Source organism: Streptomyces sp. NPDC060205, assembly GCF_042728395.1.
Lineage (GTDB): Bacteria > Actinomycetota > Actinomycetes > Streptomycetales > Streptomycetaceae > Streptomyces.
The window spans coordinates 56,703-63,915 of record NZ_JBHWZP010000014.1; the positions used below are offsets into that span (position 1 = coordinate 56,703).

Sequence of the window (7,213 nt, forward strand, 5' to 3'; positions counted from 1 at the left end):
CGGGGCGCGCCCCACCACCACTTGGGGGGTGTACCGGGCTTCGTCGCCCGGGGCGGCGCGGCTGGACGGGCCGGGGGCCACGGCCGCCTCGGGATCGTGGCGCAGGACCGCCGCGTCGGTCAGCAGGATGCCCGCGACAAGGGTGGCCATCCAGTCGAAGGGTCCGTCGAGGAGGCCCCGGGCCCGCTCGACCGCCTCCTGCTCACCGCGCGCCAGCGCCACCGACAGCGCCGGACCGATCGCGTAACCGCCCGCCGCGGGCAGCCGCTCGGCGTCGCTCTCCGCGGCGCGGACGCAGGCGTCCCACTGGCCCAGGGAGTAGAGCACCAGGGACCGCAGATAGCGCATCTCCAGCGGATAGGGCGAGGCGAGCAGCCCCGCACGGCCCGCGCGCTCCAGCCCGTCGGAGAGCCAGGTCAGGCACTCGTCCAGGTCACCGGACTCGTACGCGCCGATGGAGAGGTTGAACAGCGCGCGCATCTCGATCGAGGCGTTCCCCGCGCCCCGGGCCAGTTCCCGTGCCTCCCGCAGCCGGCCGCGTCCTTCCGCGGTGGTCCGGCCCGCTCCCTCCAGACCGACGAGGGAGATCATCAGGTCGGCCCGGGCGTCGGCTGTGCCCAGTTCCTCCGCGATGCCCAGGGCCCGGCGGGCCACGCCGAGAGCGGTCTCGTCGTCGCCCACGTACCGCGCCGCCATGACGTGGGTGGACGCCGCCCACACCCACGTACGCGAGGGAGGGTCCGCGGGGATCATCGCGAGGGCCTCGCTGCTGTACCTGAACGCGGCGGTGAGGCTGTCGATGCGCATGAGGTTGCCCGCGAGCGTGTAGCGGACCCTGGCGGCCAGTTCGGAGTCCTCGTCGGAGCCCATGCGCGCGAGCGCGGCCCGGGTGAGCGAGACGGCCCGGTGGGTCTCGCCCGCGTGGGCCGCCGCCGCCGAGGCGCGCAATGTCAGCGTGACCGTGTCGTAGCCGTCGGGCCGGGCGTCGGCGGGCACCGCCGACCACAGGTCGAGGGCGGCTTCCAGGTGGCGCAGTTCCTCGGCGGGCGCGCGGACCCGCGCCGCGTGGTCGGCGGCCTCCAGCGAGGCCGCCAGCGCGTCGGGCAGGTCGTGGCTCTCGCGCGAGTGGTGGGCGCGCTCCGCGGCGCACTCGGCGGGCAGGCCCCGCCCGGCCAGTACGTGGGCGAACGCCCGGTGCAGCCGCACCCGCTCGCCCGGCAGCAGATCGGCGTAGACCGCCTCACGGATCAGGGCGTGCCGGAAGGAGTAGGCGCTGTCCCCACCGGAGCCGCCGCCGGAGCCCACGCCCAAAGCACCGCCGGAGCCCACGCCCAGGCCGTCGCCGGAACCTACGCCCAAGCCGTCGCGGTGGCTTCCGCCGGTGTTGTCGCCGAAACCGGCACCGGGACTCCCATCGGAGCCGGAGCCGGAGCCCCGGCCGGAGTCCCGGCCGGACGCCCCGCCCGCGACGAGGAGCTGTCGTCCCACGGCCTCGCGCAGCGCCGACTCCAGCTCCTCCTCGGGCAGTTGCACGGCGTCGCGCAGCAGATCGTGCTCGACGCGCCGCCCCGCGACCGCCGCCGTGCGCAGCACCTGCTGTGCGGTCGGGGACAGTTGCTCGAAGCGGCTGAGCAGCACGTCCGCCAGCCCGCTGGGCACGGCGGAGGCCGCCCCGGGCGCGGTCTCCGCCGTGGCGGCCAGCAACTCCTCGGCGTAGAACGCGTTTCCCTCGGCGCGCTCGACGATGCGGCGGATCGCGGCATCGGGAACCGGCGCCGTCCGCTGCGAGCGGACGAGCCGGTCCACCTCCACGTCGGGCATCGGCCGCAGCTCCAGCCGCTCGACGGCGGGCAGCCGCACCAACTCGGCGAGCAGGGGCCGCAAGGGGTGTCTGCGGTGCAGATCGTCGGCGCGGTACGAGGCGAAGACGGCGAGCCGCTGACCGGGCGCGCCGCCCGCGCTTCCCGCCCCGCCCAACACGCCCCGGCTGAGCAGGAAGCGCAGCAGGTCGCGGGAGGACTGGTCCGCCCAGTGCAGGTCCTCCAGGACCAGCAACAGCGGTGCGGTGCGGGTCAGTTCGGCCAGGAGCGCGGCCATGCCCTCGAACAGCTGCGGCCGGCCGCCCGCGTCCCGTGACCCGTCCCCGCCGTGCCCGATCAGCCGGTCGACCACGGGATGCGCGGCCAGCACGCCGCAGAACCGCTCGTCCCCGGCGAGCACCCCGAGGATCTCGGTGAACGGCAGATAGGGCAGCCCCACGTCACCGAGGTCCACGCAGTGCCCCGTGACCACCGTCGTGCCCGCCGCCGCGGCCCGCTCGGCGGCCTCGGCAAGCACCCGGGTCTTGCCGACCCCCGCGTCCCCGGCGACCAGCACGGCGCGTGACTCACCGGCCCGGGCCCGGTCCAGGACCTGGGTCAGCCGGGCGAGTTCGTCCGCACGTCCGATGAAGGGCCCGATGAAGGGTCCGTTGAGCGGCGTGGTGAATGCGGTGGTCGACACGGATCCATCCTGGCACGCGGCACCGACAGTCCCCTGGTCCCGGCCCCCGGACCCCACCCCCACGCCGCGACCTCGGCCGGGAGACCGGCCGGTGGGGCGGTGCGCAAACGGGCCGGGCCGGCGGGCCGGATCGGAGCGCCGGATCGGCGGACCGGGTCAGCGGAGCGTCTGCGCCCAGTTCGCCGGCACCCGTCCCGCGGGCCCCGGCGCGGGCTGGTCGGCCGGGTGGCTGAGCGGCGGGGCGAGGTCGGGCCCGGACTCGTACAGTTCGGACGTCTCGAAGTTCCAGAACCAGGCCTCGCCCGGCTCGAAGCTGCGGATGAAGGGATGGCCGGTGCTCTGGTGGTGGGCCGTGGCGTGCTTCGAGGGCGAGTCGTCGCAGCAGCCGACGTGACCGCACTGGGTGCAGCGCCGCAGATGGAACCACCAGCCCTGCGCCGCCTCGCACTCGACGCATCCCGTGCCGCTCGGCGGCACGCTCGGGTCGATTCCGGCCGTGTCCGAGGTGGTCATGACGTCTCCTGGGTGCCGGCGGATGCGGAGGGGACCGATCCGGTGGAAGTGGACGGGGTGGAAGCGGGTTCCGCCTCGGGTTCCTCCGCGGTGAGCGGGAGGAAGACCTGGAAGCGGGTGTCACCGGGCTCGGAATGCACCTGCAGATGCCCGTGGTGTTTGTTCACGACGATGCGCCAGGAGATGTCGAGACCGAGCCCGGTGCCCTCGCCCACGGGCTTCGTGGTGAAGAACGGGTCGAAGATCCGGCCCCGGATCTCCTCCGGCACCCCGGGCCCCGTGTCGCGGAACTCGACGAGCAGCTGCTCCCGTTCGAGCGCGGTGCGCACGGTCAGTGTGCCCTCGCCGCCCATCGCCGAGGCGGCGTTGTCGATGAGGTTCGTCCACACCTGGTTCAACTCGCCCGGGTAGGCGGGGATCCGGGGCAGCGACCGGTCGTAGTCCTTGACGATCCGGACGCCGGGGCCGATCTTCCCGGCGAGCATCATCAGGGTGCTGTCGAGCAGTTCGTGCACGTCGGCGACCTGGTAGGGCGCCCGGTCGAGCTGCGAGTACTGCTTGGCGGCGTTCACGAGGTTCGAGACGCGGGTCGTGGAGTCCTCGATCTCGTTCATCAACAACTCGGTCTCGACCGTGTAGTTGAGCCACCTGATCGCGCCTTCGAGCGTCCCCTCGTCCACGGTCGCCGCCACCTGGTCCAGCCAGTCGATGTCCAACCCGGCCTGTACGAACGTCGGCGCCAGCTCCCAGCCGCCCGCGATGCCGTGGTCGTCGAACCAGTCGCCCAGCGCGTCCTCCCGGTCGGAGGCCTCCAGCGGGCTCAGGGGCGTCGCCTTGGCGACCTGCTCCGCCGTACGCTCCTGGATCTCGACCAGTGTCTCCAGGGCGTCGCGCGCGTACGGACCCGCCGCGATCATGCCGAGCTTGTGCCGCATCCCGGCCACCCGGCCCCGCAGCGCGGACGTGGCCCGGACCGCCGCTGCGGCCGGGTTGTTCAGCTCGTGCGTCAGCCCCGCGGACAGCGAGCCGAGCGCCAGCAGCCGTTCGCGCTGCCCGATGGTCCGCTGGGTGTTCTGGCTGCCGAAGAACAGCCCTTCCAGCAGGTGCACGGCCATCGGGAACCACTCCCGCAGCACCGCCGAGAACGTCTCCGCGGGCAGGATGAAGAACCGCGAGGGCTCGGTGACCCGCAGCGAGCCCTTGTAGCGGGCCTCCTCGGGGGCCGCCAGATAGGCCTGCATGGCGCCCGCGTACACCCCGCGCTGGGAGGTGCGGTTGATCTCCACGTCGTCGCCGCCGACCCGCCGCGACATGACGAGCGTGCCCTCAAGGAGGACGAAGAAGCAGGTGGCCGGCTCGCCCTCCTCGTAGACGTAACCGGGCTCGAACAGCTCCACCCGGCCCTCGCTGCACAGCCGCCCCAACTGCTCGGCGTCCAGCTTCTCGAACAGGAACAGCGTGCCGAGTTCCTTGATGTCGCACGGCATCGGCCGCCCGCTCATGACTGCTCCAGGTACCGGTGGACGAGCATCACGGCCATGGCTCCCTCTCCTACGGCGGAGGCGACACGCTTGGCCGACTCGGCGCGTGCGTCACCCGCCACGAACACCCCGGGCACATTGGTCTCCAGGTGGTACGGCGGCCGGTCCAGTTCCCAGTCGGGCGGGGACTCCCCGCCGACCGCCAGGTCGGGCCCGGCGACGATGAACCCGCGCTCGTCCCGCAGGACCGTGCCGTCCAGCCAGTCGGTCAGCGGCGCGGCGCCGATGAACACGAACATCCACTGCGCGTCGACGAGTTCGGTGTGGCCGCTCGCCAGATCGCGCAGGGTGAGCTGTTCCAGATGGCCGGAACCGTGCACCGCGTCGACGACCGTCCCGCTGCGCACCGAGATGTTCGGCGCGTTGCTGATCTGCTCGATCAGATAGTGGGACATCGACGCCGCGAGGGACGGGCCGCGCACCAGCAGGGTGACCGACTTCGCGCCCCTGGCCAGGTACATGGCGGCCTGCCCGGCGGAGTTCGCCCCGCCGACGATGTACACGTCCTGCCCCTGGCACGCGGGGGCCTCGGTCAGCGCCGACCCGTAGAAGACCCCGCACCCGGTCAGGTCCCCGGCGCCCGGCGACTCCAGCTGCCGGTACGAGACGCCCGTCGCCAGGATCACGCAGTGCGCGGAGATGGCGGAACCGTCCGCGAAGCGCACGGTGCGCGAGGCCCCGGTGACCTCCAGCCCCGTCACCTCGCGTGCCGTCAGGATCTCGGCGCCGAACTTCGTCGCCTGCCGTCGGGCACGGTCGGTGAGCTGCCCGCCGGACACGCCGTCCGGGAAGCCGAGGTAGTTCTCGATCCGGGAGCTCTGGCCGGCCTGCCCGCCGGTCGCGGAGCGCTCGACGAGGACCGTCCGCAGCCCCTCCGAGGCGCCGTACACCGCCGCGCCGAGCCCGGCCGGGCCGCCGCCGATGACGATCAGGTCGTAGAACTCGGAGGTCGGCGTCGTCGCGAGCCCCACCTGGGCGGCCAGCTGCTGGTCGTCGGGCTCCACCAGCACCGCCCCGTCGGCGGTCACCACGAGCGGCAGCCGCTCCCCGTCCTGCTCCGCACAGGCCAGCAGCCGCTTGCCCTCCGGCTCGTCCGACGAGTACCAGCGGTACGGCACCTGGTTGCGGGCCAGGAACTCCCGTACGTCCGAGGACCGCGCGGACCAGCGGTGGCCGACGACCTTCGTGATCGGCACGGCCCGGTGGTCTGAGGTCCGCCAGGCGGCCAGCAGGTCGTCCAGGACGGGATAGAGCTTCTCCTCGGGCGGGTCCCAGGGCTTGAGGAGGTAGTGGTCCAGATCCACCACGTTGATCGCGTCGATCGCCGCGTTCGTGTCCGCGTACGCCGTCAGCAGCACCCGGCGCGCGCTCGGGTACACGTCCAGGGCCTGTTCCAGGAACTCGATCCCGTTCATCTGCGGCATGCGGTAGTCCGCGAGAATCACCGCGACGAGATCACCGCGCAGCTTCAGTTCACGCAGCGCCTCAAGGGCGCTCTCCCCGGACTCCGCGCGCACGATACGGTACGTCTCGCCGTAACGACGCCGCAGGTCACGGGCCACGGCACGCGAGACTCCCGGGTCGTCGTCCACGGTCAGGATGACGGTCCGTGCTGCGTCTGTGCCCTGTGCCATTCGTCTCCCACCCCGAGAGGTCGGCGTCCTCGCGCGGATGCGCGGGCGCCTTTCCAATTGCACGCCCATCGTATGTTCGATCCCCCCGATCCGCTTCGGAAAAGGGACGTACCGCTCGGCTGGGCCCGCCGGGTGTCGTACGGCCGACCCGGGGCAACCGGAGACGGGAGGCAATGATGAACGCAAGCACGTTGACACGAGGCAGTCAGGCCGGGAAGCGCAAGGCTGCCCCGGCCATCGAGGGGGCGGCGCGGGCGGGGTTCACCGCGCGCGGTGTCATCTACTTGTTGGTGGGCCTGCTGGCGCTGCAGATCGCCTTCGGCGACGGCGGGAAGCAGGCGGACCAGGGCGGCGCGCTCCAGGAGGTCGCGGGCAAGCCCTTCGGAGAGGTCGTGCTCTGGGCGCTGGCCGTCGGACTGGTCGGCATGGCGCTGTGGCGGCTGTCCGAAGCGGTCTTCGGCGCGGCGGGCCCCGACGGGGCCAAGGCGAAGAAGAGGCTGGCGTCGGCGGCACGGGCCGTGTTCTACGGCTTCGTCGCCTACTCCGTGATCTCCTTCGCCGCGGGCGCCGGCGGCAGCGGTTCCAGTGACGGCAAGTCCCGGGACGCCACGGCCAAGGCCATGGAGCTGCCCGCCGGGCAGTGGCTCGTGGGTGTGGCGGGCGTGGTGATCGGCTGCGCGGGCGTCTGGATGGCCGTGCAGGCCGTCCGCCGCAAGTACCACAAGCACATGAGGCTCGGTGCGATGTCGCACCGGGTGCGTCAGGCGGTCGACGTGACCGGCGTCGGCGGGGGTGTCTCGCGCGGTCTGGTGTTCGCCGTCGCCGGAGGCTTCGCGGTCCGCGCGGCCTGGGACTACGAGCCGGACAAGGCCAAGGGCATGGACGACACCCTGCGCTCGTTCACCGAGACCCCGGCCGGGCCCTGGCTGCTGGTGCTGATAGCCGTCGGCCTGATGCTCTTCGGCCTGTTCTCGTTCGCGATGGCCAGGTACCGCAAGGTCTGAGCAGTCATGGGTGTGGCCC

5 protein-coding genes are annotated in these 7,213 nt (G+C 72.8%); 1 reads left to right on the forward strand and 4 read right to left on the reverse strand.

The window, feature by feature from the left end:
- The 4 genes from ACFWGJ_RS04505 to ACFWGJ_RS04520 all read right to left on the reverse strand — a co-directional run.
- On the reverse strand, positions 1-2,502 hold a 2,502-nt coding region (locus ACFWGJ_RS04505), incomplete at its 3' end, for an ATP-binding protein (protein WP_387320954.1).
- A gap of 156 nt (positions 2,503-2,658) precedes the next feature.
- A complete protein-coding gene (locus tag ACFWGJ_RS04510) occupies positions 2,659-3,015 on the reverse strand; it encodes a UBP-type zinc finger domain-containing protein (RefSeq protein WP_189768879.1) in 357 nt (118 codons plus the stop codon).
- Complete coding sequence (locus tag ACFWGJ_RS04515) at positions 3,012-4,517, reverse strand: ATP-binding protein (RefSeq protein ID WP_387320956.1); 1,506 nt, start codon at positions 4,515-4,517, stop codon at positions 3,012-3,014. Before ACFWGJ_RS04515 ends, ACFWGJ_RS04510 begins: the two co-directional genes overlap by 4 nt.
- Positions 4,514-6,190, reverse strand: a complete 1,677-nt coding sequence (locus tag ACFWGJ_RS04520; protein ID WP_387320957.1) for an FAD-dependent oxidoreductase — start codon at positions 6,188-6,190, stop codon at positions 4,514-4,516. Before ACFWGJ_RS04520 ends, ACFWGJ_RS04515 begins: the two co-directional genes overlap by 4 nt.
- A gap of 176 nt (positions 6,191-6,366) precedes the next feature.
- Here ACFWGJ_RS04520 and ACFWGJ_RS04525 point away from each other — a divergent pair, with 176 nt between their 5' ends.
- Positions 6,367-7,194, forward strand: coding sequence for a DUF1206 domain-containing protein (locus ACFWGJ_RS04525; RefSeq protein WP_387320964.1), 828 nt, complete (start codon positions 6,367-6,369; stop codon positions 7,192-7,194).
- The last annotated feature ends 19 nt before the right edge of the window (positions 7,195-7,213 follow it).